This is a genomic window from Sphingobacterium athyrii (assembly GCF_003071065.1).
GTDB classification, from domain to species: Bacteria; Bacteroidota; Bacteroidia; order Sphingobacteriales; family Sphingobacteriaceae; genus Sphingobacterium; species Sphingobacterium athyrii.
On record NZ_QCXX01000001.1, the window covers coordinates 678971 to 703640 of the forward strand.

The 24670-nt window shown below is 40.2% G+C and carries 26 protein-coding genes and 1 tRNA gene; 9 read left to right on the forward strand and 18 right to left on the reverse strand.

The window, feature by feature from the left end; genetic code table 11:
• On the forward strand, positions 1–1033 hold a 1033-nt coding region (locus DCO56_RS03060; protein ID WP_219929294.1), incomplete at its 5' end, for an ISAs1 family transposase.
• An 81-nt stretch (positions 1034–1114) separates the two neighbouring features.
• The gene (locus DCO56_RS03065) at positions 1115–1738 is read left to right on the forward strand and encodes a 7-carboxy-7-deazaguanine synthase QueE (RefSeq protein WP_108632265.1); all 624 of its coding nucleotides are present in this window, start codon (positions 1115–1117) and stop codon (positions 1736–1738) included.
• 102 nt (positions 1739–1840) lie between these two features.
• Here DCO56_RS03065 and DCO56_RS03070 read toward each other — a convergent pair whose 3' ends face one another.
• The 3 genes from DCO56_RS03070 to DCO56_RS03080 form a co-directional block, all read right to left on the reverse strand.
• Positions 1841–3088, reverse strand: coding sequence for a hypothetical protein (locus tag DCO56_RS03070; RefSeq protein ID WP_108632266.1), 1248 nt, complete (start codon positions 3086–3088; stop codon positions 1841–1843).
• Positions 3089–3230: 142 nt separating this feature from the next.
• Positions 3231–4301 (reverse strand): Gfo/Idh/MocA family protein, encoded by a 1071-nt coding sequence (locus DCO56_RS03075; RefSeq protein ID WP_108632267.1) that lies wholly within the window; start codon positions 4299–4301, stop codon positions 3231–3233.
• A gap of 28 nt (positions 4302–4329) precedes the next feature.
• Positions 4330–4920 carry a phosphatase PAP2 family protein gene (locus tag DCO56_RS03080; protein ID WP_108632268.1) on the reverse strand — a complete coding sequence of 197 codons (591 nt, stop codon included), beginning with the start codon at positions 4918–4920 and terminating at the stop codon, positions 4330–4332.
• Between the two features lie 468 nt (positions 4921–5388).
• On the opposite strand from DCO56_RS03080, the gene hisG reads away from it, so the two are divergent.
• Together hisG and hisD are read left to right on the forward strand one after the other, a co-directional pair.
• Positions 5389–6240, forward strand: a complete 852-nt coding sequence (gene hisG / locus DCO56_RS03085; protein WP_108632269.1) for an ATP phosphoribosyltransferase — start codon at positions 5389–5391, stop codon at positions 6238–6240.
• Positions 6241–6261: 21 nt separating this feature from the next.
• Positions 6262–7554, forward strand: coding sequence for a histidinol dehydrogenase (hisD, locus tag DCO56_RS03090; RefSeq protein ID WP_108632270.1), 1293 nt, complete (start codon positions 6262–6264; stop codon positions 7552–7554).
• A gap of 92 nt (positions 7555–7646) precedes the next feature.
• On the opposite strand, the gene DCO56_RS03095 is transcribed toward hisD, so the two are convergent.
• Genes DCO56_RS03095 through DCO56_RS03105 form a run of 3 tightly spaced genes read right to left on the reverse strand, consistent with a single transcriptional unit; the run spans position 7647 to position 10524 of the window.
• Positions 7647–8561 (reverse strand): YARHG domain-containing protein, encoded by a 915-nt coding sequence (locus DCO56_RS03095; protein WP_108632271.1) that lies wholly within the window; start codon positions 8559–8561, stop codon positions 7647–7649.
• Positions 8562–8603: 42 nt separating this feature from the next.
• On the reverse strand, positions 8604–9272 hold the full coding sequence (locus DCO56_RS03100) for a DUF2306 domain-containing protein (protein WP_206531914.1): 669 nt from the start codon (positions 9270–9272) through the stop codon (positions 8604–8606).
• A 7-nt stretch (positions 9273–9279) separates the two neighbouring features.
• Positions 9280–10524, reverse strand: a complete 1245-nt coding sequence (locus tag DCO56_RS03105) for an ABC transporter permease (RefSeq protein ID WP_172394580.1) — start codon at positions 10522–10524, stop codon at positions 9280–9282.
• A 184-nt stretch (positions 10525–10708) separates the two neighbouring features.
• Between DCO56_RS03105 and queA the strand changes: the two genes are divergently transcribed.
• Both queA and DCO56_RS03115 read left to right on the forward strand, forming a co-directional pair.
• On the forward strand, positions 10709–11758 hold the full coding sequence (gene queA, locus DCO56_RS03110) for a tRNA preQ1(34) S-adenosylmethionine ribosyltransferase-isomerase QueA (protein ID WP_108632273.1): 1050 nt from the start codon (positions 10709–10711) through the stop codon (positions 11756–11758).
• Positions 11759–11843: 85 nt separating this feature from the next.
• A complete protein-coding gene (locus DCO56_RS03115; protein WP_108632274.1) occupies positions 11844–12530 on the forward strand; it encodes a 2-C-methyl-D-erythritol 4-phosphate cytidylyltransferase in 687 nt (228 codons plus the stop codon).
• 8 nt (positions 12531–12538) lie between these two features.
• On the opposite strand, the gene DCO56_RS03120 is transcribed toward DCO56_RS03115, so the two are convergent.
• The 9 genes from DCO56_RS03120 to DCO56_RS03160 form a co-directional block, all read right to left on the reverse strand.
• Positions 12539–12694: a lmo0937 family membrane protein gene (locus tag DCO56_RS03120; protein WP_104382583.1), complete on the reverse strand. Its 156-nt coding sequence runs from the start codon at positions 12692–12694 to the stop codon at positions 12539–12541.
• Between the two features lie 70 nt (positions 12695–12764).
• Entirely contained in the window at positions 12765–13541 is a 777-nt protein-coding gene (locus DCO56_RS03125; RefSeq protein WP_108632275.1) for an MBL fold metallo-hydrolase, read from the reverse strand.
• A complete protein-coding gene (locus DCO56_RS03130) occupies positions 13538–13810 on the reverse strand; it encodes a hypothetical protein (protein ID WP_104382585.1) in 273 nt (90 codons plus the stop codon). The genes DCO56_RS03125 and DCO56_RS03130 overlap by 4 nt, the downstream gene beginning before the upstream one ends.
• A 155-nt stretch (positions 13811–13965) precedes the next feature.
• Positions 13966–15093, reverse strand: coding sequence for a glycosyltransferase (locus DCO56_RS03135; RefSeq protein ID WP_108632276.1), 1128 nt, complete (start codon positions 15091–15093; stop codon positions 13966–13968).
• Between the two features lie 5 nt (positions 15094–15098).
• Positions 15099–16049, reverse strand: a complete 951-nt coding sequence (locus DCO56_RS03140) for a glycosyltransferase family 2 protein (RefSeq protein WP_108632277.1) — start codon at positions 16047–16049, stop codon at positions 15099–15101.
• Between the two features lie 99 nt (positions 16050–16148).
• The gene (locus DCO56_RS03145; RefSeq protein WP_108632278.1) at positions 16149–16751 is read right to left on the reverse strand and encodes a DUF4199 domain-containing protein; all 603 of its coding nucleotides are present in this window, start codon (positions 16749–16751) and stop codon (positions 16149–16151) included.
• A 2-nt stretch (positions 16752–16753) separates the two neighbouring features.
• Positions 16754–17428, reverse strand: a complete 675-nt coding sequence (locus tag DCO56_RS03150; RefSeq protein ID WP_108632279.1) for a hypothetical protein — start codon at positions 17426–17428, stop codon at positions 16754–16756.
• Positions 17429–17431: 3 nt separating this feature from the next.
• Entirely contained in the window at positions 17432–18700 is a 1269-nt protein-coding gene (locus tag DCO56_RS03155; protein ID WP_108632280.1) for a dihydroorotase, read from the reverse strand.
• A 215-nt stretch (positions 18701–18915) separates the two neighbouring features.
• Positions 18916–19485, reverse strand: coding sequence for a UbiX family flavin prenyltransferase (locus DCO56_RS03160; protein ID WP_108632281.1), 570 nt, complete (start codon positions 19483–19485; stop codon positions 18916–18918).
• A gap of 329 nt (positions 19486–19814) precedes the next feature.
• Here DCO56_RS03160 and DCO56_RS03165 point away from each other — a divergent pair, with 329 nt between their 5' ends.
• Complete coding sequence (locus tag DCO56_RS03165) at positions 19815–20483, forward strand: ankyrin repeat domain-containing protein (RefSeq protein ID WP_245935766.1); 669 nt, start codon at positions 19815–19817, stop codon at positions 20481–20483.
• On the opposite strand, the gene DCO56_RS03170 is transcribed toward DCO56_RS03165, so the two are convergent.
• Both DCO56_RS03170 and ribD read right to left on the reverse strand, forming a co-directional pair.
• On the reverse strand, positions 20480–21757 hold the full coding sequence (locus tag DCO56_RS03170; protein ID WP_181390437.1) for a DUF2851 family protein: 1278 nt from the start codon (positions 21755–21757) through the stop codon (positions 20480–20482). The genes DCO56_RS03165 and DCO56_RS03170 overlap by 4 nt on opposite strands.
• A gap of 76 nt (positions 21758–21833) precedes the next feature.
• A complete protein-coding gene (gene ribD, locus DCO56_RS03175; RefSeq protein ID WP_108632283.1) occupies positions 21834–22877 on the reverse strand; it encodes a bifunctional diaminohydroxyphosphoribosylaminopyrimidine deaminase/5-amino-6-(5-phosphoribosylamino)uracil reductase RibD in 1044 nt (347 codons plus the stop codon).
• Between the two features lie 33 nt (positions 22878–22910).
• On the opposite strand from ribD, the gene prmC reads away from it, so the two are divergent.
• Positions 22911–23771, forward strand: coding sequence for a peptide chain release factor N(5)-glutamine methyltransferase (gene prmC, locus DCO56_RS03180; RefSeq protein ID WP_108632284.1), 861 nt, complete (start codon positions 22911–22913; stop codon positions 23769–23771).
• Positions 23772–23888: 117 nt separating this feature from the next.
• A tRNA-Lys gene (locus DCO56_RS03185) sits at positions 23889–23961 on the forward strand.
• A gap of 318 nt (positions 23962–24279) precedes the next feature.
• Here the strand turns inward: DCO56_RS03185 and DCO56_RS03190 are convergent.
• The gene (locus DCO56_RS03190; protein WP_108632285.1) at positions 24280–24603 is read right to left on the reverse strand and encodes a hypothetical protein; all 324 of its coding nucleotides are present in this window, start codon (positions 24601–24603) and stop codon (positions 24280–24282) included.
• Positions 24604–24670: the final 67 nt, after the last annotated feature.

Here is a 24670-nt window from a genome sequence, read left to right on the forward strand (position 1 = left end):
GCATCTTTTGAGTGACATCATCATTCTGTCGATCCTTGGTGTACTTTGTGGTGCTGAATCCTGGGATTCCATTGAGGCTTTCGGTAAAACCAAGCTTGGTTTTCTCAAAGGTTTTCTCAAACTGCCTCATGGGATTCCCTCACACGACACGATCAATCGTGTCTTCAGCGGTCTTCGGCCCAAGTTGTTTGAAAAAATGTTCGTAGAATGGGCAGGTAGCCTGAAGAATGAGTCGATCAAAAAGGAGGTCATCAGTATAGATGGGAAGAGCATTAGGGGTTCAAGGGATAGTTTTCATTCCCAGAGTCCAATACACATGGTGAGCGCATGGGCATCCAGTAATGAGCTGGTATTGGGACAATTGAAAGTCTCTGATAAGAGCAACGAGATCACCGCAATCCCCCTTTTATTGGAACTGCTGGACATAGAAGGGAGCATCGTGACCATAGATGCTATGGGTACCCAAGTCGATATTGCACAGAAGATCGTAGAGAACAAGGCGGATTATATCCTATCGGTCAAGGGAAACCAACAGGAACTATCGGATCAGATAAAGGGTCGATTTGAAAACCAGCTTCCAGCAGACGCAGATCTCGCCCAGGAGAAAGGGCACGGACGCATAGAAAGCCGTAAATGCGAGGTGATCACCGACCTTACCTTCATAGACAACAGTATTTCATGGGCTTCAATAAAATCGGTGGTACGCATAAGTTCCACAAGGGAGATAGGAAACAAGGTGACCACAGAACAGCGCTATTATATCAGCAGCTTGAGTGAAAAAGCGGCACATTTCAATAGTTATATCAGGTTACACTGGGGCGTGGAAAACAAGTTGCACTGGTCACTGGATATGATATTTAATGAGGACAGGCAAAGAAAGAGAACAAAGAATGCGGCCGACAACTTCTCATATATTAGAAAAATAGGACTTAATCTGCTCAAAAAGGATACATCAAAGGGCTCATTGGTCACAAAGAGACTCAAAGCGGGATGGGATGATAAGTATCTAATGCAAATTTTTAATCAAATTTAAATGCGTTGACCCTGTGAAAAAAACAGTTTAAATTGAGCGTATCATTAATATTTACTACCTTTGCAGACTCAAATTTTAACTATGTCGAATCAAGTACCAGAAGACGGAACACGATTACCTTTGATGGAAGAGTTCTACACCATCCAAGGGGAAGGTTTCCACACCGGGACTGCTGCTTATTTCATCAGATTGGGTGGCTGTGATGTGGGCTGCCATTGGTGCGATGTAAAAGAAAGCTGGGATGCATCTATCCATCCGCTTACAGCGGCAGATTCAATTATTGAAAATGCCAAGAAATATCCCGCTAAAACAGTTGTTATTACAGGTGGAGAGCCATTGATCTATAATTTGGATTACCTCACTAAGGGGCTGCATGCTGCCGGAATAAAAACTTTTATCGAAACATCCGGCGCATATCCTCTAAGTGGAGAATGGGATTGGATCTGCCTGTCTCCAAAAAAATTCAAAGCACCAAGAAAAGACGTACTTGATGCAGCCGGAGAGCTCAAAGTGATCGTTTTCAATAAAAGCGACTTTGCCTGGGGAGAAGAATATGCACAATTGGTCGGTCCGAATTGCAAATTATACCTTCAGCCGGAATGGTCCAAATCCAAAGAAATGACCCCGTCCATTATTGACTACGTCAAAGAAAATCCGAAATGGGACATCTCCCTACAGACACACAAATTTCTGAATATTCCTTAAACAGAATATAAAAATAGTGATTACAAAAAAAAGCATTCAATCATCGACATCGAATGCTTTTTTTGTCATAACTGACAGCTGTTTATCTCAATAAACTCTAAATTATTTCACATATTCTTTTATAAATGCATCAAATTCAAGCGTTTTTGTCTCCTCTCCTTCCTTATCCCGTACCAGAACTTTACCTGCACTGTCTACATCCAAAAACAACAGGTTAGGCTGAACAATAATTTTTCCATGCTCATCCAATAATCCTATTTTTCCTTCTTCTGAAAACATCAAATAATTACCCAAAAACTTGCTTATGTTTTCTTTTTTATCCAGTAAAACCTTCCCTTCTTGTGTAACGAGTCCAAAATTTCCATCTTTCTGAAAAATAGCCAATCTTTCCGTTGCCGGAGTGAGCCAGTCAAACCCTGTTTTGTTCACTTTGTTCCCCTTTTTATCCAGTAGCCAGAAGTAATTATCCTTATCTGAAACGATGGCAGTCTGATCATTAAAATAAGCCAAGGAAAAAAGTGAACAGGATAGCACTTCCTGTCCCGTTGTGCTCTTTATCCCATAATATTCATCATTCGTTTCCTTATCTTTCACCATGACCCATTTAAGCGATCTATCCAAAGGAAAAGTATCTTCAAATAAACTCACATCGTCGCCACCCTCCACAGGACCATCACCTGAAATATCAACAACTTTAATATCCTGAGGCAATCGGAAATCTTTTGTACCGGACACGTTAGCCACTTTAGTTGTCTCGAAACCCAAATCAGCATTTGCACCTAACGACAATTTTAGCACAGCGCCCGGAAGATCATTGACAAACGAAAAAGCGGTCATATAATAGGTAGGTACCGCTTCCGAATACCAAACGGTGGCTTCAGCCGAATCTGCCTGATTTTTGATAAATAATTTTGCTTTTTTACAGGTCACTCCAGCTACATTTTCAATCTCACCTAGATCTTGCATCCATACATAGGGACCTTCAGATTCTTTCAATCTATTGCTCACAATTTTATAGGATGGGTGATAAGATTCCGCCGTGACAATATCGTCCCCTGCCGAAAAAGAATATGTTTTTGCCAATTTTCTATTCAAAATAGCATGCTCCTTTTGATTAATCACAGCAGAAGAATAATCGGCATCGGCTAAGATCTCAACATTCTTATAAGCCATCTTTCCTTTTAGAAAAGGCTCATAAAACTCTTTCGCAAATTCAGGAATCTCATTTTCAAATTTTTCAGGAGAAATCTCCCCTTTAAACACCAACTCCATCTGCCATTGCTTATCCTGTCCATGTACTATAGGAATGGACAAGCCGAACAACAACGCTACTTTGAATAAATTCTGCATAAGACTGATAAATATGTAGCTAAATAACAAAAGATAGACCAAAAAGCCTATCCTTCCTTTATATTTTTTATTTATTTGTTTTTTATTCCGCTATTTTTTGCAAAAGGGGTAAAAAAAGAAATACACCTAAATGAAATGAAAACTATAATATTACCGTTTGCTGGGTTTTCACAGCCTCATCGCAAGCGAGCGCGATGCGTAAACTATTGATGGCGTCTTCCATGGAAGAAGACAGGTCAAGATCCGCTAAAATCGCCTGCTGAAAGAAGCGTTGCTCCCTGTTACACAATTCCTGATGATCTGGTTCATCAGACAAGTTTATCCATTCATCTCCTTTGATAAATTCATTGCGTTGATCTAAATCAGCATAATGCACCCTTAAACTTTCTGTTTGCGTATGCGATGCGACCGAATCCGATTTGCCTTCGTCACTAGCTTTGTTTGCTACAATGGACACCGATCCCCGGGGGCCGAAAACGTCTTTTACAAAAAATGCATTTTGGCTCACCATAGGGCCCCATCCAGCTTCGTACCAACCGACAGACCCGTCCTCAAAATGCAACTGGAGCTGACCATAATTATAGTTCCACGCCGGAATATCGTCAGTGAGTCGGGCACCTATCGCCGAAACACGTACCGGCTTAACGCCTGCCATCTGACACATCACATCAATGTAGTGAACACCACAGTCAACAATTGGACTCAGACTTGACATCAGATTGCGATGAACATTCCACATGTAACCATGGCTTTGTTGATTGAGGTTCATCCGCATGACCAAAGGTTTTCCCATAGTCTTTGCGACCTCGATAAACTTAATCCACGAGGGGTGGTAACGCAGAATATATCCTACCACCAGTTTTTTACCATATTTTATGGCAGCATTCACGACTTCTTCGGCTGAGCTTACATCCTCCGCCAAGGGCTTCTCAATGAAAACATGAGCGCCTGATTCGAAAGCCTTAATCGCGTAGTCCTTATGGGTATCCGGATAGGTCGCAATACAGACAGCATCAGGTTTTGTTTGTTCCAATGCGGACTCGTAGGATTCAAACAAAGGGTATTCGGAACCTAATTCTGCATTAAGTCTATTTTTGCTATCACCTCTAGCAACCAGACCAACGATCTCAAATCCTTCTAGATCATGATAAGCCTTGGCATGAGAAGCACCCATATTACCACAGCCCACCACCAATATTCTAATAACTTGCATCAATTATTCGTTTAAACAAATTTCTATTTTATTTTCTTAATCCATCCAATGCAAAAGCAGAGCCTGCTCCCAACACCGCACCAGCCAGTACATCTGTAGGATAATGCACACCCAAATACATTCTGGAATAGCCAACACTAGAAGCCCAGAGTAATGAAGGAGCAACAACATACCATTTTGAATAGGCACGGGATAATGCGGAAGCTGTCGCAAATGCTGATGAGGTGTGCCCGGAAGGGAAAGAATAGCCGCTGGCTGTGCGAACGGATATAAAGTTTGGATATTTTTTAAATGGCCGGCTCCGTTTGATCAAATGTTTTATTCCCACATTAACTAATGCCGTTACAGCGGTACTACTCGCTACGTAAAGTGCATTTTGACGCATTGCTTTGTCATTATTAATAGCTCCCGCAACTAATAGACCTACGGGTACAGCCACCTGCACATAGTTATTGATATCAGAAAGCACCTTAAAAGTTTGTGTCTGGGGCTCGGTTCTTGTTTCGGCAATAGACTCCAAAATACGGATATCTAATGTAGAAGCTGGCCTCTCCTGAGCCAGCGTAAAACCAGACAGACAGGTCATCCAGCTTACTAAAATAAATGCTATTCTTTTCATCTATACAGATTCTTTATTATACTTTACTTCATTTAACACAGTAAAACTATGCATGGCACTATAACTATTGAAGTCATCATATCGCTGATACTTGCGGTTCCTTACCCAGCTCGGCCTATAGGCAATGGAAACTTAAAAAGACTTCATTTGTTAAAAATAAGGAATTTTCTAAGAGTTGTCAGTCTATGTTTCAAACTTTATAGAAAACAGGCAGAAATTTTAGCGATTTAAACCGTCACAGCCTGGATCCTTAAACTTTTTAAAATGATATTTTTGTATTTCCCATTAATTTGCTATACATTTGCTATCAGTTATTAATACAAACATGGTCTATACCTACGTACATCATTTTCATTTGCATCATCGCCATTGTGGCGATATGTTAATTTAATGTGTTCTTACGTAGAATACCTTCCCTCTTGTTTGATTTCTTATTATTAATAATTTACTGCTAACATTTATAAAGCGTTGAAAAATCTTAAAATTGCTATCCAAAAATCGGGTAGGTTAAACGAAAAATCTGTTCAATTACTGAAAAACTGTGGTTTAGATTTCGAAAACTACAAAAGCTCCTTAATTACCACTGTGGGCAACTTCCCCCTAGAAATATTATTTCTCAGAGATGATGATATTCCGGGTTATGTCGAACAAGGAATAGCTGATCTTGGTATTGTAGGTGAAAATATCATTGATGAAACCGAATCAAAAGTAGAATATATTAAACGCCTTGGCTTCGGAAAATGCACCTTAAAACTAGCGATACCGAAAGATAGTTCCATTCAGGACATCAAAGACCTTAACGGCAAAGCAATCGCAACCTCTTACCCTAATATTCTTAAAAATTTTCTTGACGATTACAAAATCAACGCAGATATACGATTGATATCCGGATCTGTTGAAATTTCACCCGGTCTGGGGCTTAGCGACGCAATATGTGATATTGTTTCCACAGGTGGAACATTGAAAAGCAATGGTTTAAAACCTTTTGCAGATGTCAAAAATTCGGAAGCAATTTTAGTTGGACGAAAAGGACTCGAAGGAAACGAAATCCTGACCGAATTAGTTCAACGCATCGAATCAGTTCTGCTTGCCAAGGAGACCAAATATGTGGTTTTGAATGTAGAGAAGAAAAACCTTCCCGCAATCACTTCACTATTACATGGTGTAAAAAGTCCAACTGTAGTTCCATTGGCTGAAGAAGGCTGGGTAGCCGTACACACCGTTATTACGGAGGACGATTTTTGGGATAAAATCAACAAATTAAAAGCTGAGGGTGCGCAGGGTATTGTTGTGATGCCAATCGAAAAAATCATTCTTTAAACTTGACCGATTCTGACGACCATGTTAAAAAAATATGATTACCAATCTTTAAAAGAAGAGGAACGACAACAGCTGGTTGCCCGGAATACAGACCCGAACAACGCAATTCAGGATGTCGTCCAGGATATTATTCAAAAGGTACGCATACAAGGTGACACTGTACTTCGTGAGTATGCCGAAAAATTTGACAAAGTACAGCTTGACAAACTCTTTTTGGATGCGGATGACATAGATGAGCTAGCGGCAACCATACAGCGCGACCAACAGCGCGCTTTGGAAATCGCATTCCAGAATATCCACCGATTCCATAGCACGCAGCTTAAAAGAGAACGCACGGTCGAGACAATGCCGGGCGTAAAATGCTGGCGGGAAATACGTCCAATTGAAAAAGTAGGCCTGTATATCCCCGGAGGTTCTGCAGTATTGCCGAGCACATTATTGATGCTGGGTATCCCGGCTCGCATCGCGGGATGTAAGGAAATCGTAGTTTGTTCACCGCCACAATCCAATGGAAAGATTAATGGATTTGTCGCTTATTGTTTGAAATTACTCAATATAAAGCGGATCTACCTTGTTGGTGGCGCGCAGGCGGTGGCAGCCATGGCGTTCGGTACGCAATCTATTCCGAAAGTCGACAAAATCTTTGGCCCTGGCAATCAGTTTGTCACCAAGGCAAAGTCAATCATACAAGGATTAACGAATGTTAGTATAGATATGCCTGCCGGCCCATCTGAGGTACTTGTCATTGCTGACGAATCCGCCAACCCCGCATTCGTAGCGGCGGACCTCCTCGCACAGGCAGAGCACGGAGCAGACAGTCAGGCCGTATTAGTTGCGACTTCCACGGCTATAGTAGATGCCGTTAATACGCAAATCGAGACACAATTAACGGTTTTGCCACGCAAGGAACTTGCCTCAAGAGCAATTGAAAACTCCTATGCTGTCACGGTTGGCAACCTCCAGGAGGCCATTCAGTTTTCAAATGAATACGCTCCGGAGCACCTTATCCTTGAAACGGATCAATGGGAATCCCTGACACGTCATATCAGTAATGCAGGCTCGGTCTTCTTAGGACACCTTACCCCAGAAAGTGCCGGTGACTACGCATCAGGCACGAACCATACATTGCCGACATCCGGATACGCGCGGTCCTATTCCGGTGTTTCCGTGGATTCTTTTGTAAAAAAAATAACATTTCAGCATATCAATGAGACCGGACTTCAACAAATCGGATCTACGGTCGAAATACTTGCCGAGCTCGAAGGACTACAAGCACATAAAAATGCTGTTTCCATCCGCACCGAACAGGTATAATTTTGTGGAATTGAAAAAATAAAAAAAAGCGGCCGCACCTTGTACGACCGCTTTTTTACGCTTCTGAATCAGACATAAAATCCATAGGAAAATTACCTTCCGAACGTATCATAATTATCGGTCGCATACTTCTCAAATCTCGTGAGAAGAGCAATATTATCTTTTTCCAACGGACTCAGTTCCGCACTTACATCTTTCGAAACCGGCACGTACCAATCTACCGGATCAAAGAACTGACGAATAGAAGGTTTAGTAAATGCATAACCATGCCGTGCAAAAATCGTATTTCGGATAATCTCCAGATCTAATTTTTTTAAGTTTTTCAAGTCTTTCTCTGCCAATTTTTGTTTAGAGGCATTTATACTGAATACTGCCGGGGATGCAGACCGATAATATTCCATCACATAGGTATAAGTCGAATCACCGTCTTGATCTGTCGCTTCTTTCTTTTTCGAATTGATCCAATCGACCAAAGTTCCATATTCTTCATCTTGATTATTTAACATCAGATTGGGATTATAGGCAAACTGTTTCTTTAATAACTTGAAATTTCTTTTTTTAATTTTCACGCTCTGGTCATAGGCAACCCAGTTACCGATCAATGTATCATCCCTCAGTTTTATTTCAAAACGACCATCTGATTTTTTATCCCCAGGTTCATCTAACAGTAGCTGCATGGCATTCCCCTCGCCCTCAAGTTTCCCCGTCAGCGAACGTAGATTCCCTTTGACCACATTCTGACCAAAAACATTCCCTTTATCGGTAATTTTTTTTATGGTCAGGTTTATTTTTGGATTATAATCTGTCGTTGGAAGGCCCTCTCCATCTTCAAGTAAATTTTCATCGATCACAAAATCGCCCACCCAATTGCCATAAAGCTCCTGATGCGCTTCACGCTCGAGAACAACGGAATCTTTTGCTTTAGGCTCAAGGGCCTTCTTATTTGTTCTATCCTTACAACCGATCAGGGCAGAAAGCGCTAACAATAAATAAATATTCCTTTTCATTTTATTATAATTTGTTTTATTAAATAAATGAGTTCATGCCATTTATAAGTCGGGTAGACCATAATGGTTTTGTAAATTATGATTTTTTCGATAAATAATAAACTCTACAAGTAATAAATTAGGAACCCAGCCCAACCAGGCGATAATCTGATAAAGATCCATCGGATTGGGATGAAAGAGATAGACCAGAATCACCTTCCAAAAGCGTAATGTAAGTGCTGAACAGGTCAGGGCAAAACTCCGCAGCATAAAATCACGGTGAAGATTAATTTTTCTCTGAACTGCCAGACGCACTGCCTGCCATGTAAAATAGAACCATCCCAGTGCGAGCAACTCAAACGAAATGATTGCAAATACCCCGCCGTTGGCGACAGAGCCAATCAAAGCACCAGAAGGTGCTGCAAATCCCAAAATACTGACGACATACATGTAGCCGATCGTCCGGTGTAGTCGGGGGCGTTTCTTCAGTAAGCCTAAATTAAATTGGGTAAAACCAGCGGGCAAAGCAAGGATTGCGGTGCAGACATGGGTGTAAAAAGCATACTTGTACCACCAAAGCTCCTCAATTTCAGTTTGTTTGATCATGAGAAAATTTGCATCTAATGCAAAACTGTGGTAGCGCCAAGTAATTTCCGCCATCAGCGTACAGCTGTAAGCAAAAATCAAAAGCCAAAATCCATTCAATATCGAAATTTGGACTTTTTTTTCCATGACGAGTTTATTTACTACGAATTGCTTCGACAGGATCCAACCGCGAGGCCATTAAAGCCGGAACTATCCCTGATATTAGGCCAATAAAGGTCGAAAGAGAAACCGTAAGAATAACCATCTTTAAGCTGACAACAATGGCCACGCCAGTCGCCAATTGAACGATAAAAGCCAGAAAATAAACAACGACAAGACCTATCCCGCCCCCTAGTAAACAAAGCACGATAGACTCAATGAGAAACTGCGATAAGATGAAGAAGTTTTTAGCGCCTAATGCTTTTTGGATTCCAATAATATGTGTTCGTTCCTTGACGCTGACAAACATGATATTCGCGATACCAAAACCACCAACTAAAATAGAAAAAATACCAATGGAAAAACCAGCAAGATTGATGATACCAAAAAGCTGATCCAAAGCGCCCGTAATCATCGTTGTCTGGTTAATGGAAAAGTTTTCTTCACGTTGCGGGGCAATGCGACGGATCGAACGCATCAATGTTTTTGCTTCACTTTCCGCCTCCCCCAAGGTATAATTCGACTTGATCACCATGGCTATACTCGGCGAGAAATTATCATAATTGACAAGATTGCGGGCCAATTCAAAAGGAATAAAAGCCGTATCATCAGGCGATGTATTGATCAATACGCCGTTACCTTCTTTTTTTAACACACCGATAACCTGAATCTTCCTGCCCAACATACTGATATACTTCCCTACGGGCTCCTCATTTGGAAAAAGACCCTCTGCGATGTTGGCTCCTAATACCGTTACAAGAGCGCCACTTCTGGATTCACTTTCGGCAAAGTATCGACCGTCAACAATATTTAAGTTTTGGATATATAGATTTTCATAGGTAGCTGCATTTACGGAAGAGCCTTGGGCCGAATTGTTCTTATATTTAATCGTCGTATTGCCGATATTGATCATATACGCCATATACTCGGCCGTGGTCATACGACTTCTTAAATCCTGGTAATTATTATAGGTAGGTTCGGGCCTATTCAAATATTTCCACCAAGGGTAATTGGGACCGCCATCCCAGGGCCATTTTTCGATATAAAGCGTCTTACTGCCGATTTTCTTGACAGATTCCTCAATATTATTTCGTAAGGTATCTACCGCTGAAAACACACCTATAATGGTAAAAATACCGATGGTCACGCCCAGCAAGGAAAGCAAGGTACGTGTACGATTGTCCTTTAATGCCGAAAACGCAAACTGACAACTTTCCAATATTAATCGAAGGAATAACATAATTGCATTCTAAAATACAATATAGTTTTGATTTAATGTCAAAATCAATAAAAATATATGTATAAATTAGAAATAAGGCCTTTTGATACCCAAAAAAGTTATAACTTTGTATGCTTTTTGCAACCTAGTATTTAGTGCACTGTAATGCACTGAAAGGCAGACATTAATATATATATCATTAAAGATGAAGTTATCTCAATTTAAATTCAACTTACCAGAATCACTACTTGCTTCTGAACCTTCTGAAAATCGTGACGAATCGCGTTTGATGGTCTTACATCGGGATACTGGTAAAATTGAACACAAAATTTTCAAAGATGTATTGGACTATTTTGACGATAAAGACGTCATGATATTAAACAATACAAAAGTTTTTCCAGCGCGCCTATATGGTAATAAAGAAAAAACTGGAGCTACGATTGAAGTTTTCTTGTTACGCGAATTGAACAACGAGCTTCGTCTTTGGGATGTATTGGTTGATCCCGCACGTAAAATCCGTGTTGGCAACAAATTGTATTTCGGTGATGATGACCTATTGGTCGCCGAGGTTGTTGACAATACGACTTCACGTGGACGTACAATCAGATTCCTATTCGAGGGTACCGACGAAGAATTCCGTCGCAACATTGAGATTTTGGGTGAAACGCCACTTCCTAAATATATCAAACGTAAAGCAACTCCAGAGGACAAATTCCGTTACCAAACTATTTATGCCAAAAATGAAGGCGCTGTTGCAGCACCTACAGCCGGTCTTCACTTTTCCCGTGAATTAATGAAGCGTTTGGAACTTAAAGGTGTGGATTTCGCCGAAGTTACATTACATGTGGGTCTTGGCACCTTCCGTACTGTCGAAGTGGAAGATTTGACTAAACATAAAATGGATTCGGAGCAATTCATTATTACAGATGAAGCTGCAAAAGTAGTGAACAAGGCAATTGACAATAAACGTCGCGTATGTGCTGTTGGAACTACATCCATGCGTGCGATTGAATCCTCTGTGTCCGCAGATCATCACTTAAAGGCTGCTTCAGATTGGACAAGTAAGTTCATCTACCCTCCTTATGATTTCAGCATTGCAAATTCAATGATTACCAATTTCCATACACCGGAATCTACGTTATTGGTAATGATCGCAGCATTCGCGGGATATGAGAATGTAATGAATGCCTATGAGGTTGCTGTAAAAGAAAAATACAGATTCTACAGCTACGGGGATGCGATGTTGATCATCTAAACAGAATAGATTAAAAATAGCTTGAAACGTGGGTAGCTTGTAAACTATCCACGTTTTTTTAAATAAAAACACGCCATATCTGTCTATGAACTTTGTCATTATCGTTGCCGCCGGAACCGGAAGTCGTATGAACAGCGACTTACCGAAACAGTTTCTTGATTTAAACGGTGTACCGGTGATTATGCATACCATCGATCATTTTCATCAGTCATCAACGATTTCGGAGATTATCTTGGTCATCAGCAAAGAAATGGAGCAATTCTGGACAGATTTATGTCTAAAACAGCATTATCGCACGCCAGTTCATTTGGCTTTTGGCGGTGATACTCGTTTCGCAAGTGTAAAAAATGGCCTTGCATATATCCAGGAAAATTTTGAATTAGGAACAAATGATTATATTGCCGTCCATGACGGTGCCCGTCCCATTATCTCTAGTTCTTTAATTGCTCGGGCATTCCAGGGGGCATACGAACATCAAGCCATTGTCCTAGCGCAAAAGAGTATTGAATCGGTCCGGACCGGCAACAGTACATCAAATAATGCCGTCGATCGAAATCAGGTTTGGTTGGTACAGACCCCTCAGGTATTCCATGCTGACTTGCTAACACGAGCCTATTGCCAAAAAGAGGATCCTTTGTTTACGGATGATGCCTCAGTGGTCGAAAAACTGGGCAATCGCATTGCTATTGTTGAAGGCGATGCAAAAAATATTAAAATCACCTATCCACAAGATCTACAAATTGCCCAGTTTTATTTGAACCTGATTAAATAGTGAATTGATTATGCGTTACCCCGAATGACGCGCAACAGCACGACAATAATGGCAATGACCAAAAGGATGTGGATAATGTTGTTTCCGGCTGCATAACCTCCAAAAAAACTGATCGCCCAGATGATCACTAAAATAACGGCGATGATGTACAATAAGTTTCCCATTTCTTTATAATTTAATACCTTATTCTGTTTTATATAGGTATAACAACAAGAAATGCACTAAAGTTTTATATTAAATGGATTCGTCAAGATTGATCTGCAATCGATCGTAAGCGAGGTATATATTGGGCGGTAGTTCTTCCGACACCTCCGCATGTAACCCCATCCGATGCCCAATATGTGTAAAATAGGTCTTATCAGCATTAATATCCTCTGCAAATGTTATTGCCTCCTGCAGGGTTAGATGGGAAATATGGGATTCTTTTTGGAGTGCATTGACGACCAAAATTTTTACACCTTTCAGTAACTTCCTGGATTCTTCGGAGATAAATTTTGCATCGGTAATGTAGGCAAAATCATCTATCCTAAATCCAAGCACAGGCATTTTATAATGCAATACCTCGAGCGGCATAATCTCTTTTCCAAATAGAAATAATGGCTCCCCTGCTTTTATTTCTTCTAAATCCAATCGCGGAGCTCCGGGATATTTAATTTCAGTAAAGGCGTAGTAAAATTCACGTTTTAGGGCTTCATGAAGTGCTGCTGTCCCATAAATAGCAATGGAAGAATGCTGCTGATAATTAAACGCCCGTACATCATCCAGCCCGGCTATATGATCTTTGTGCGGATGTGTCATCAATACGGCATCCAGATGCAGTACTTTTTCACGCAACATCTGATAGCGAAAATCAGGACCGGTATCGACCACAAGCGTATGATCATTATATTCAATAAGAATAGAAGAACGTAATCGCTTATCATGTTTGTCCTGAGATTGACAGACCTGACATTGGCACGCAATAACGGGTACCCCTTGTGATGTTCCGGTTCCTAAAAATGTTATTCTCAAACTATTGTCTTTGATTTCAATACCTCTTCATAAATCGGGAAAAGTTTTTCAGAAATAACCTCTGAATCAATTTCCACTTCCAATAAAATATTCCATAAGGACTGGATTTTTATCTCCAGATTGGAAAACTTATTCACGACTACAACCTTTGTCGCCTGCAACATGCAGGCCCCGGTGCGGAATGAACCTTTTTCATACCTTACTTTAAAGCCCTGTTCTTTAAAAAACTCCTCTATCTTTGTTAAACTACTCTGTGTAAACGGCAACAAAATCTCTCCTTCTTTTTAGTTTTTTTCTCAGTATTCCAAACTTAGATAAATTTGCCTTTATATACAAATAAATTCACTTACACACATTTTTCAGGTGTTTAAAATGCGATTTCAAAAACAGCAATAGCACGGGATATTTTCGTTATTTCCGGGTATCAATCGACTAGTTTAAGAAGCTCATTTCCAAAGGTGTCCCAGCTATATTTTTTCTTTTCGTCTAGAATGTTTGTCCGGAATTGAGCTTCCTTATCGTGACGATAGAAAGATACGATTCCATTGACGATACTGCCCACATTGGGTTCAACGACATAACCTACGCTGCCGTCCTGTACCAGTTCGGGCAAACCGCCTACATTGCTCACGATCATGGGTAAATCAAAGTGATAGGCAACCTGCGTAATTCCACTTTGTGTTGCAGTTCGATAAGGCAACACAACACAATCAGCAGCCGAGAAATACCGGCCAACCTCCTGATTGGGAATAAAATCAGTATGCATGTAAATCACATCCTCCAAATGATATTTTTGGATAAGTGCCAAATAAGGTGTTGGGTCTCCGTAAAACTCCCCGGCCAATAGTAACTTGATATTTAGTTCCCGAACCCGAGGGTCCGCTAAGGCTTCCAGTAATAGATCCAGGCCCTTATATTGTCGAATAAACCCAAAAAATAGAATAACACGATCCTCCTGTTGAATATTGAGCAACTTGCGGGACTCAGCTTTACTCATGTGAAGACCATAATTATCATATAAAGGATGAGGTGTATAAACAGCTGGCATCTGTGGACTAAACATCTTTAAGTCAGCGAGTACACTTTTGCTCATGGTGACACAGGCATCCACAGATTTCAAAAAATAGCGGATCAGAAATTTATCTCCAAAACGCTGTTCATGCGGAATAATGTTATCCGCAATACAGACGATCTTGGTGTATTTATTTTTTCGCACCTGTCGTTGAATTGTACCTAAGCAGGGACCAAAAAACGGCATCCAAAAACGGACGATAAGTAGATCATATCGAGCCTGCCGGAGTTCCCTTCCTATCCTAAACCAGTTCAAAGGGTTGATCGAATTAACTTTCGTTTTAATATTCAGATCGGGTGGCGCCGGTTCATCGGAGAATTGGGATTTGCCCGGAAACAGAAAGTTGGGATATTGTAAAGTGAATGAGTAAATATCCACCTCATGCCCCAATTCTTGAAAGTGGGATGCCAGTCGTTCGTTAAAAGAAGCGATCCCTCCTCCCCTTAAAGGGTATGCGGACCCAAGAATCACAATGCGCATAGGAATTAAATGACTTTTTCGATTTGATACTCATTCCGGTCCGAACTACTTCTCGAAACCAGCTCGGCCAAAAATCCTGTCAAAAACAATTGGGTACCTAAAATGATCGCCGTCAGCGCAAAGAAAAATAATGGCTGATCGGTTATATCCCTAAAGGGTGTACCACTAGCTATACTCATCAATTTGTGGCAGATCAAATAGATTGAAATAAATAAACCTGCGAGGAAACTTATAACCCCCATAACGCCAAAAAAATGCATCGGCCGTTTGGCAAATTTTCCGACAAAGAATATCGACAGCAAGTCTAAAAAACCTTTAACAAAGCGTCCCGGTCCAAATTTTGTTGTACCGTATTTACGTGGATAATGTTGAACAATTTGTTCCTGAATATTCGTAAATCCTGCCCATTTTGCAATAACGGGAATATAGCGGTGCATTTCGCCGTAAACTTCGATATTCTTAACTACTTCTTTCTTATAAGCTTTGAGACCGCAGTTGAAATCATGTAGATTATGAATACCTGACATTGATCTGGTCACCCCATTGAATAGTTTGGTCGGAATTGTCTTTGTCAATGGATCATACCGCTTTTGTTTCCAACCCGAGACCAGATCGGCTCCCTTATTCATAATTCGGTCGTATAACTCCGGAATTTCATCGGGGCTATCCTGCAAGTCCGCATCCATGGTGATGACCACATCGCCCTGGGCTGCTGCAAATCCAACATTTAAAGCAGCGGATTTACCATAGTTACGTCTGAATTTAATGGCTGAAATATTGCCATTTTGTACTTTCAATTCTTCAATGATCTTCCAGGAATTATCCTTGCTCCCATCATCGACCAAAATAATTTCGTAAGAGAAGTGATTAGCCGTCATAACCCGGTCAATCCAGGCCGTCAATTCGGGCAAAGATTCTTCTTCATTAAATAATGGAACAACAACAGAAATATCCATGTGAATGTTAATCATGCTAAAAATGTACTATTTTAATACAAACAAAGGTATTACTTTTCTCAGCAATACCTTATGCACTATATTTTATTTTATAAAAATCTACTTGACAGGCTGAGCGAATACTGGTTTTTCTTTTTTTGAAAGCGCAGACAATAGCAATGCAAAAACAAATTGAAACAACAATGTAATGGCCAAGCCTTTAAAGATCTGACCCAAGGTTATCTTTCCAATGGCTTCGACTTGTTTTTCCAGCTCGGCTACCCTTGAATCAATCACGTTATCTGGAATATTATTCTTTTCCATATACTCAATGGTCAGATTAATGGTATGCGTTAACACTTTTTCCTGCAATTCTGTATTAACAAAATTAACATATATCTGTGTTCCAATGGTTGAAATAATAGTCGAAATAGCCAGCATCAAAAATATCGTTTTCAATGCTATTGAAAAGCTCCAGTAACCGCCGTTTGCTTTTCTTAAAGCGAAAGCAAACACCGCAGAGATAATCGCAAAGACACCTGTATTGACAACAAACTCCAGAGCCATAACTGACCAAAAGGAATCTAGCCTCGGCACAATATTCATAATGCCCAAGCCTAAAACAAAAGAAATCACGCCCAGAACGACGCCATAGATAATACTCTTTTTCTTGTCAATTACCGCGTCAAATCCGGCATTGCTGGGGTTAATTGAATCTGTCATAATTATTTATTATAATAAGTGCTAAGAACCTTATAAAGAGCCAAATCAAATGCTTTATTGTTCGATACCGCAGCGTATTCTTCAAATTGTTGATCATTTGGTTTTAACTCACTAAAGAAACTCATTATGGGATAGAACAGTTCATATACCTCACTTCGAGGATTAACTCCCTTGGCGACTTTGGCTATTTCGGCATACGGGCTATCCACTAGAATCTGATTTGCAATGATATCCTCATAGATTTCATGTTCATCCTGAAACTCATCTTCATCAACCAATAAAAACTCTTTTAAGAAATCATCCAATTCGGGTTCAATCTCGTCATCTTTACATTCACCTAAATATAGAAAAATATTCAATAATTCAGTTCCACGATCTATGGTCTCGTCTTCAATAGCTTCCCATTCTTCAGAATCCAGGTAGTCATCTTCCAGCTTGAGCACATCATTAGAAAAGAAATTCATCAATAGTAAGTCAACATAGACTTCACGAAGTTCATCAAACAAAGGATAATCGTCAAAAGACTGATCCAGAAGTTCCAATTTCTCCAGATAGGTAGCTTCAGTATTGAATACTTGAATGATTTTCGTCAGAAATTCTGGGGCCGTTTCAATCCCGTCAACTTTTCCATAATTTAAAATACCTGCTTCAACAGCAGCTTTTATGTTTGCTTCCATGGTTTAATCGTTTTTAATGATTTGATTATTATTGATGACCAATTCGACAGCCCCTTTTAATGTCTGTCCGAATAATGGGGAATTTTTTGATTTGGATTTATTTGTCTTTTCATCGAAATTCCAGGATTTCGCAGGGTCAAACAACACAAGGTTCGCCATAGCGCCTGCTTTAATTTGCGGGACAGCTAGGCCAAGAATTTGTCTTGGTCTAACAGCTAGGCTGTGTACAATTTGCTCCTCGTTTAATCCGGCACGAATTAACAAAGGTAATACAGTTTGCAATCCTATAATACCATTTTTTGCAATATGAAATTCCACATTTTTAAATTCTATTTCCTGTGGAGTATGCTGTGAAACCACTGCGTCTATGACACCATCCTTTAAACCTTTTATCAGCGCTTTCGCATCAGCTTTGGTTCGCAATGGCGGGCTCACTTTATAGTTACTGTCAAAACCAATGATATCCTCATCTGTAAATACCAATTGATGTGCTGCCACGTCACAAGTAACCCGAAGGCCTTTAGCTTTCGCTTTTTTAATTAGATCTACGGCTTCGGGCGTACTGATCGACGCAAAGTGGATCGGGGCTTCCGTATATTCCGCGAGATATAAATCACGGGAGACCATCAAGGATTCTGCAAGATTAGGAATTCCTTTCATTCCCAAATAAGTGCTCATTGCACCCTCATTCATTTTATTGCCACCCGCCATGGACTCATCTTCGGCATGCGAAAAAATCAGTCCTTCAAATCCTTTTGCATACAACAAAGCTCTACTCATCAGTCCAGCTTGTTGCACGCCCCTATTTCCATCACTGAAAGCAACAGCACCATTCTGTTTCATATCATAGAGTTCGGCCATTTCCTTACCTTCACGCTTCTTACTAATTGCGCCAATGGGATGTATATCGACAATATTTCCCTTTGCGGCATTGACCACGAGTGCCACTTCGGACCGGCTTTGGATAGCAGGCTCAGTATTGGGCATTACGGCCACGGCAGTGAAACCGCCGGCAGCGGCAGCAGCCGTTCCCGTCCGGATATCTTCTTTGGTCTCTAAACCCGGTTCCCCAAAATTGGCATGTAAATCGAAAAATCCAGGCGATAAAATCTTACCTGTTCCATCGATGGTCTCTACGTTTTTATCAGCTACTTTGATGGTATTTCCAATCTGTGCAATCTTCCCCTTTTCGATAAGTACATCAACAGTCTGCTGATGGTATTCGTTACCCGGTAAAATTACTTTAACAGAAGTAATCAATAAGCTTTTCATATATGAATGTGATTGAAATTAATAGGATACAAATTGTCTGTTGAAGCATGTAGCGTGTTCTCTAGCAACAAACAAAAAACGAATTTATCACTATAAATTGTATAGCCATAAACAGATTTTTCGCGTGATGCTTTTGATTGCTTCATTTCGAGAAACAAAGTTACAAAATACAATTTTATTATAGAACACTAAAAATAGATTTCAGTGAACATTCATTAGGAATTTTCTCCCCATTGATAATGCTTAAAATCAAATCCGGCTAAACTCAAAATCCGATCGACCACAGTCTCAGCCAACTCCTCCAAAGTTTTTGGTAAGCTATAGAAAGACGGAGAAGCCGGACAAATGATTCCGCCTGCTTCCGTAACCAGTTTCATGTTCTGAATATGAATAATACTTAATGGTGTCTCACGTGTAACTAAAATAAGCTTCCTTCGTTCCTTTAACATAACGTCCGCCGCACGGGTAGTAAGATCTGAAGAAATTCCATAGGCTATTCTGGACAAGGTTCCCATAGAACAGGGGCAGACAATCATGGTATCAAAACGCGCTGAACCCGATGCAAAAGGGGCAAAAAAGTCATTTTTATCGTAGAATTTGAAAGGTACGTCCTGGTAACTCTCATCCCCCAATTCAGCCCGCCATACATCCTTCGCATTATTTGACATCACAATACCCACCTCAGTAAGCTGAGATTTTAGCGAATTCAATTTTTCCAGCAGTAACTTCGCATATATAGAGCCACTCGCTCCCGTAATAGCAACAACAATCTTTCTTTTGGACATTTCTTTTAAATATAAAAACAAAGCTATAAAAAAAGGGTCGAAGTGAGAAACACTCGACCCTACATCTACCTATGAAAAACATGCCCTTGGGAGGGGCTTAACAAAAGTACATCTACTTTTTAATTTTCAAAAATATTATATGAATTACTACACATTTGTGTATATAAATTTTAACAAAATACCTTTTTTAGCCCTGATCTCATCCAAATTATTGTCTCGATTTATATCCCTTGCAATTTTTTAGGATTTTATGACAGCCTGATTTCGCAAATAAATTCGCTACTCAAACAGTTATTTTCATTAATAAAACCTATTTTAGTAGGAGAGTTATGCAATTACATTTGAAAATGAACCTTTCTGTTTTAGAACAATATATTGAAGAAGGCAAAAGTCACGACATCGACCTGCTATTGATTGGAAACCCTGAATTATTACAAGAGACGACCAGTCATGGAATTTCACCGTTGTTATTGGCATGTTACTACAATAAACCGCAAATTATCCGGATACTTCTTCAACATACCAAAACAATGACCATCCACGAGGCCTGTGCAGCGGGATTAACAGCATACGTAGAGGCGATTATCCAACAGGCTCCATCGGTTGTCAATGAGTGGTCTTCCCATGGTTTTACACCTTTGTTACTGGCAACCTATTTCAACAGAGTTGACATTGTCCGTCTATTGTTGTCCAAAAAGGTAAATCCTAATATAGCCAGCAGAAACGAACAACTCTGCTCCCCCCTACATATTGCAGCTTCAAATAATAATGAGGAAATCGGTAAAATGCTCATTGAAGCCGATGCCGATGTCAATGCGATTCAGGCTACAGGTGAGACTGCATTACATTTTGCGGCGCAACACGGCAATATTGACTTCATTGTTGTCTTGCTCGAATTCGGTGCCGATACAAAAATCTTCAACCTCGCAGGATTCAGTCCAGCGGACTTCGCTTTGGAAAAAGGATATAAGGAAATCGCCGAAATACTCGCAAATTAACCACTTCGCAAAATTTCGGCACCAATCCGACAATGAAGGCACTGTCTCTTATCGCAATACATGTTCTTCAATTGCAATATCGCCTGACTTTGGGCCGCGTTTTCGGCATGCCAGTCAAATTCTCCAAACCGTTTTATGATCGCATTTTTCTCAACAGGAAGCATTTCCAAAAAATCAATAGCCTTGTCAATATACCGCTCTATCCCATAATATTTGCCATAAGCAAAAAGAAATAGCACCACAACATTAACAATGAGAATATCAATGGTATCTTTCCCTATTCTTCCAGAATGCGCCATACGCCCCTTACCTCTAGGCAAAACACGAGATTTCCAGTACTCGCTTAACTGTTCAATACGAAACAAAGAACGTGCATCCTCTAAATTTTCCAGATCCAAAATCATTGAAAAACTTAATGACTTATCTGTAAATAAGGCTACCAACTGCGCTATCCGAAGTTCAGGAAAATTATAAGGTCGCATTCGCAGCTTTTTCCACACACCGCTCATGACCTCAATGCCATGAGCAAGCTGTTGATAAACAAACTCATGATACAGCAACTTAACATGTTCATCCTCCTCTTTACCGGACAAGAAACCAGCTGCTCCAAAAAAAATTGCTTCGATTTTCAAGGTATCCGAACGATATTTTTTCAATAACGATATAGGAAGTTTTTCTCCGAGTTCATGAAATGCCTCTGCATTCACTTTCAGTCCCATACACCTACACATCCAGATCCAAAATACCTTTTCCCAATCATTGTCATTATCAGCCAATAGACTAAAGATAGTCTGAACTTTCATCTCCAGGCGCTCATAAGATAATGCACCCAACCACATTGTCTTCTTTAGTACATCAACTGAACTGAGCTGCGACTGACAAGGAATCCAATTTGTCGTATTCATCATTGTCGAATACTGATCGAGCAAATGCTGATTTACGTACGCCGAAAGCAACATTGTTGGGATAACACTCCCATCATTGCGGTATATGACTTTATCATTTACCCAGACAACATGAAGTATAACATTATTATAAGCTGCATCATCCCGATGATGGTGCCGATCCCAATCCGATGAACGAATATGGAGCTCAATATTTCCATACCATTCTTTGTCTCCGAGTAAGATATGAGACATTAAAAAATCAGGTCCTGCATTCAGGTTATGCTGACCAAAGTTCATCAAAATCAACGGCTCTCCGTCCGTGGACCGCAATCCTATTGTATTGAATAGCCGTAGTTTCCAGATAAACTGCATTAAGTTTTCTGTCATCACCATAATTGTATACTAAGAAATTAAGCTAACCGGCTATGATTTATAATTTCTTAAATATACAATTTTATCTGCACTATTTCACATAAACCATCAGCAAATCACTGGAAATCATCCGTTTTTCCAAAATCCGTCCATTCAACTTTGGGGCGGAAACACCACGATGCAATTCCTTCTCCGATTGAAACACACGCGCTTCATCCCAAAGACCAGCGTCAATAAATGTTTGTAAAGTCTTCGCTCCCCCTTCAATGATAATGGACTGTACATCCATCAGGTACAATTGATAAAGGATACTTTGTGGTAAATACAGTCCATAATTTTCAAGTTCAATATGTTTAATATGCCCTTGCCAATCTGTTTTTTTTGCATTAAACACAATGGTATCGGCTTTTTCATCAAAAATCTTAGCTTCAGGAGAAATGACCAGATCCCGATCTATCAACACACGGATTGGATTTTTACCTTTCCAATGCCGAACAGTCAAACTAGGATTATCCAGTTGAGCAGTATGGGTTCCGACTAAAATTGCATCCTCTTCTGCGCGCCAACGATGAGTCAGTTGCTGGCTAGCGGCGTTACTGATCCACACCTGCTTATCCTGCTGACCTATCAATCCATCCTTAGATTGTGCCCATTTTAAAATAACATACGGTCGGTGCTGGCCGATTCGTGTAAAAAAACGGCGGTTGAGCCAGATTGCTTCCTTCTCCAAAAGCCCAATTTCAACCTCAATACCTGCCGCTCTCAGTATTTCAACACCTTTACCATTGACCTTTGCATAGGGATCCAGACAAGCTACAAAAACCTTCGATGGTTTTAAATCGGCGATCATATTGGCGCAGGGAGGTGTTTTACCATAGTGTGCACAAGGCTCAAGACTGACATAAAATGTACTTTCAGCCAGTAATTTTTTTGCTCTATCACCATACCGCTCCAGCACCTGGCTTACAGCATTAACTTCAGCATGAGGACCTCCGTAAGGAGAAGTGTACCCCTCTCCTATAATTTTGTCATCATGAACGATAACTGCACCCACCATGGGGTTTGGACTTACAGACCCTGCTCCTAGCTGAGCAAGATCCAAACAGCGTTGCATATATTGCCTGTGCATATTCATAATGCAAATCTATGAAAATCGTACCTTTGAAACATGAGAATACTTCAAGATTTCGAATTATCGTTTCAGCATGAATTAAAGTCCATATATGACAGTGACGAAATAAAATCCATATTTCTACTTGTGATCGAAGAATTATTGGGTATAAAAAGAATAGCATATCCTTTTAAAAAGGATATTATTGTTTCTGAAAACGAGGCTGCTCATTTCCAGAGGATTCTTCATGATCTCAAAAAAAGCAGACCGATCCAATATATTTTAAATAAAGCAGATTTTTACGGTGAGTTTTTCGAGGTGAATGAATCGGTTCTGATCCCGAGACAGGAGACGGAGGAACTCGTTGATCTGATAATAAAAACACATGCGGCCTCATCGCATCTAAAGGTGATTGATATCGGCACTGGTTCAGGTTGCATTCCCATTATTTTATCAAAATACTTAAATCAGGCGCAGGTAACTACGGTAGATATCTCTAAAGAAGCGATCCATACCGCCAGAAAAAATGCGCAAAGCTTGGGAGAACCCGTTCATTTCATCAATGCTGATATTTTAGAATGGGATTACGTCTTTTCAGATCAGCAATACGATATTATCGTTTCGAACCCGCCTTATATCACACCAAATGAAAAACAGCAAATGCAGCAAAATGTATTGGCCTATGAACCAGAACTCGCTTTATTTATTGAGGAGAGTGCACCACTGATCTTTTATGATGTCATTTCATCCTTTGCCTTAAAACATTTGGCACCAAACGGAGACCTTTATTTTGAAATTAATCAATATTTGGGACCTGAAACCAAGGATCTCATCGAGAAAAAGGGCTTCCGGCAAGTCCAGCTCATCAAAGACATCAACGGTGCCAACCGGATAATCCATGCAAAGAAAAGCATCTAGAAAAAATAATCTTTTTATTTACTAGACAGTTAACGTCGGTTAACCAAATTTTAGACCCAATTATTTGGAGCATATCGAAAGAAATTCTACCTTTGCATCACTTTCAAAAACAGAAAGGATTCCGTAGCTCAGCTGGTAGAGCAATACACTTTTAATGTATGGGTCCTGGGTTCGAATCCCAGCGGGATCACAGAGGAAAAGCTAATCGCAAGATTGGCTTTTCTTGTTTAAGGGGATTAGGATTCGAAAGAAGGGTCGGCCGGGTTCGATCCGTCGGAGGCTCAGGGATGTGCACGGGAATTGTGGGGCTGAGCCAATCCCAGCGGGATCACAGAGGAAAAGCTAATCGCAAGATTGGCTTTTCTTTTTTAAACGGTCTCAAATCTACAAAATGAGATTTATAAACCCCAGGGTATAATCGGCCAACTTTTCGGCAGAACAGAACTTTTTATTGCCGATTTTGACACCCAACAGCCAAAATCAGAAGAAAATATGGACCTAAACCCAATTAAAGCGCTATTTTAATGGTAAGCGAACACTTACCGTTGCTGAGGAGAGATGAACAAAACGTCCTCAACATTTGTTCATCTCTCCTCAACATTTCATCAAACGTCCTCAGCATTTCACCAAACGTCCTCAGCATTTCACCAAACGTCCTCAGCATTTCACCAAACGTCCTCAGCATTTCACCAAACGTCCTCAGCATTTTATCAAATGTCCCCAGCATTTCATCAAACGTCCTCAGCATTTCATCAAACGTCCTCAACATTTTATCAAACGTCCTCAGCATTTTATCAAACGTCCTCAGCATTTTATCAAACGTCCTCAGCATTTGACCAATCGTCCTTAGTATTTGACCAAATATCCTCGAGGAAACACCATCGTTGATATCATTTATA